This window comes from Mucilaginibacter sp. P4_C11, assembly GCF_056402115.1.
The window spans coordinates 1-3,852 of the sequence record NZ_JBFUIA010000074.1; the positions used below are offsets into that span (position 1 = coordinate 1).

At 40.1% G+C, this 3,852-nt stretch carries 3 protein-coding genes; all 3 read right to left on the reverse strand.

Features of this window, described 5'->3' with window-relative positions:
- Window positions 1-59: 59 nt before the first annotated feature.
- On the reverse strand, window positions 60-653 hold the full coding sequence (locus AC1DU2_RS30720) for a DUF4468 domain-containing protein (protein WP_477389434.1): 594 nt from the start codon (window positions 651-653) through the stop codon (window positions 60-62).
- A 229-nt stretch (window positions 654-882) separates the two neighbouring features.
- On the reverse strand, window positions 883-1,950 hold the full coding sequence (locus AC1DU2_RS30725; protein WP_477389436.1) for a porin: 1,068 nt from the start codon (window positions 1,948-1,950) through the stop codon (window positions 883-885).
- A 185-nt stretch (window positions 1,951-2,135) separates the two neighbouring features.
- Window positions 2,136-3,662 carry an ammonium transporter gene (locus AC1DU2_RS30730; RefSeq protein ID WP_477358125.1) on the reverse strand — a complete coding sequence of 509 codons (1,527 nt, stop codon included), beginning with the start codon at window positions 3,660-3,662 and terminating at the stop codon, window positions 2,136-2,138.
- Window positions 3,663-3,852 lie beyond the last annotated feature (190 nt).

Here is a 3,852-nt window from a genome sequence, read left to right on the forward strand (position 1 = left end):
GAACCATTGAACCATTGAACCATTGAACCATTGAACCATTGAACCATTGAACCAACGAACTACCAATCTTTCGTCGATATCTTTTTTAATGCAGGAGCATTCTTTTTTACGGGCGCTATTTTCAGCATATACGATTTTAAAATCGCACCATTTTGCCTGCTGTAACTGAGTATCTTGTCTAAATAAACTACAACATCCCTTTTCTCCAGTTTATTTTTTGCTTCTTCCATCGGGAATATAATACCAGGATCCAAAACTTCCATGCCATACCTGTCGCGTTTATAAGGGGTAAACTTAAAATCGGTAAACCAATAGCGGTATTTTGAATCTTTAACTTCTATCCTTAACGTATAGCTTATTTCGCCGCCAAGACTACCAGACAATAGCGATCGTTTTGATACAGCGAAACTACCCTCTCCGCTCAACACACCCTGGGCTTCGTCAGTTTTGGTAATTTTTAGTTTGCCTTTAGGATACGCTTTATGCATAAAATACAATCCCCGGCCATACAAAGTATCCTTGCTTAAGCCCGGCTGATCGGTCGTTTGGTAGTAAATGTATTTATTACGTTCATCAAAGGCCAGTGTGTCTTTTTGGGCGATGGCGCTTTTAACAGAAAGAATACAGATTAGAGCAATAAAGATGTTTTTCATTTAAAAAGAATAAAAAAAGAGTCAAGAGTTAAGATAAAAGGCACCGCTGCCTTATTATATTATTAAAGATCAGCAAACTAACACAGGGTTCTCAAAGGTGAATGAATTTGAAACTCTTGTCTTAATTCTTAATTCTTGATTCTTAACTCTTGACTCTACGCAGCTATAAAGATAAAAAGCCTCCCGGTTATATCAGGAGGCTTTTTGTAAAATAATATTTTATTTTAAGTTAGAACGCGTATACAGCGGCTAACAAAAACTGACCGGCTGATTTTGAAGCAGTACCATCACTCTTCAAGAAAACATCACCAGTTTTTGTATGATCCAACCTAAACTCAGGAATGAAAGTTAAAGGACCTGATTTAATGCTGCAAGTTAAAGTTGAAGCAATAACCGAGTTGCCCGGAGAAATGCCAATATCAGGACCACCGTTTGTTGCTTTAGCTTTAAAATACTCTTCTCTTAAACCAAAAGTAACTGCTTTTGAAACAGCTATTTGAGGATATAAGGCATAACCAAAATAATTATAAGCACCCATACCTGTTTTACGTGCAGCATTTAAACCTAATTTAAATGCATCAGTTATTTGGTAAGCAGTTGTTAAATCCAATATAGTACCAGAGTATTTACCACTTGCAAGGTTAATGTAAGCTGTCCATCCTTTAACAGGCGATAAAAACAACTGTGCGCCAAAGGTTGATACCTCTGGTGTAGCTGAATTTGATTTGTAGGTATTCCAGTTGTCGTTAAAAACACCGGCCATCAAGCTTACTTTATCAGAGAAAGCGTAAGTTGCTTTAAAGCCTGCATTTTGGAACGGGCCCGCGCTGAATAAATAAGAAGTTGAATAGTTAAAGTTGCCTACCGGGCTAATTACCTCGTAACCTACAAATGTAGCCATGTAACCTGCGGTTAAGTTAAACTTATCGGTTACATCGTAAGAAACGTATAAGTTTTGAATATGGTAACTTGAAGTACCGGCGGGCAAACCGCCTAATGAAGCATCAGGAATTGATTGCTCCTGGCCACGCGGACCAAAAGACATTTCGCCAACAAACGATGCCTTGCCTACTTTTTTCTTTAAACCAAGGTCGATCATACCAATTGATACCGAGTTATTATCAGAACCGAAAGAGGTTTGAATGTTTGGCTTATTAGCAAAATCTTTTTTGAAGTAGGTATCTACCGAACCGTAGATAACCAAAGGGGCATCTGACGTGGTTTTAACGGTATCCTGCGCTTTAACAACGAAGGAACCGGCAACAAGAGCTGATAAAAGTAAAAGTGTTTTTTTCATGATAACGATTTAATTGATTTGAATTTGATTTGGGTTGAAATAAAGCTTTCCCATTAAGCTAATGCACAAAATAGCCTTTAGTAAAAGCGGTTAAAAAATTGCAAGGTTGAAATAAAAAGCCTGTGCGGTTGGCTGTAAAAGGTTGTCGGTATTGAACCAACCGCACAAGGCATTAAAGATTTTTATTATACTGCAGATGGAGATGCTACACCTTTATCAAAAAGGCCACTTAAGCTAATCTCGTCATCCTGGGCTGGGTAAACTTCGATACCGTGATCGAATACATCGATACCACCGGCACCTGTTTCACCTTCTTCTTCAATACGTAGTTTCCATGGGTGACCTAATTTATTGATGATAAACATCATTGCAAAGGTTACCACAAACACTGCAATGGTAATGGTAAAGCTACCTATCAACTGTGCTTTTAATACATCAAAACCACCGCCGTAAAATAAACCTTTTACGGGTGCAGAGTTATCGGCACCAGTTGGGCCTGTAGCGCCATACTGGCCAGATGCAAATAAACCTAATGATAAAGTACCCCAGATACCGTTTAAACCGTGTACAGATACTGCACCAACCGGATCGTCGATACGGAACCACTCAATAAGGTAAACACCTGCAAATATGATAACACCAGCAATTGCGCCTAATAGGATTGAACCCAGCGGGCTAACCCAGTAGCAAGGGCAGGTAATAGCAACTAAACCAGCTAAGAAACCATTGATAGTAAAAGCTAAATCAAACTTACCTTTTGTTGGGCCAAACCATAATGCCATAAGCATTGCAGCAAAACCACCGGCGCAGGCAGCAAGTGTAGTATTGGCGGCTACGCGGCCGATACCTTGCATATCCATTGCAGATAAAGTTGAACCAGGGTTAAAACCATACCAGCCAAACCACAGGATAAAACCACCCACTGCTGCAATTAACAAGTTATGACCTGGAGGTAATCCGCCTTTTTCTTTATCATCGCGGGCAAATATCCTGCCCAACCGTGGGCCTAACACCATTGCACCTGCCAGTGAAGCTACACCACCTATAGTATGTACCACAGTTGAGCCTGCAAAGTCACGGAAAGGCTGAGCGCTTATTGACTGGAAGAAACCTGAAGTTCCCATTGTAGCCAAGAAACCATCCGGTCCCCAGGCCCAGTGACCAATTATTGGGTAAATAAAACCTGTAATACCTATACTGTAAAGGATATCGCCACGGAAGCTGGTACGGCCAATCATTGCACCAGATACGATAGTTGAGCAGGTATCAGCAAAAGCGTACTGGAATATCCAGTGTGCCAATACAGGGATACCTGTTGAGCCATAAGTATCAGGCGTGTTTTGCAGGAAAAACCAGTTGGTGATGGTTTTACCATCAGCACCTAAGCCGCCCCAGCCAATAAAGCCGTTACCATTACCAAACATAAACGCATAACCTACAGCGTAAAATAACAAACCACAAAGGCAAGTATCAAAAATACACTCCATTAATACGTTCACGGTTTCTCTTTTGCGGGCAAAGCCTGCTTCAAGCATAACGAAACCAGCTTGCATACCAAATACTAAAAAGGCTGCAACCAGTGTCCAAACAGTGTTAACTGTATTAATTAACGATGTTTCATGAGCGGTGTAAGTTTCGGCAGCATGCGCAGATGTGCCAAGTACACCAGGTAAAACCATCATTGCGGCAAAAACCAGCAAGAGGCCAATCATTTTTCCTGTAAAAATGGTAGCTCCCAGCGCCCATTTCTCACGTGTCAGCTGTCGGACTGAACTTAGGAGGTTTAATTTTGTAGAACTTACTTTCATTTGTTTTTTAATTTAGTTTGATTGTTTTTTAATAGTTTAATTTTAGTTTGATTGTTGTATTATATAAAATAGTTTGATTGCAAGGCATTAATTC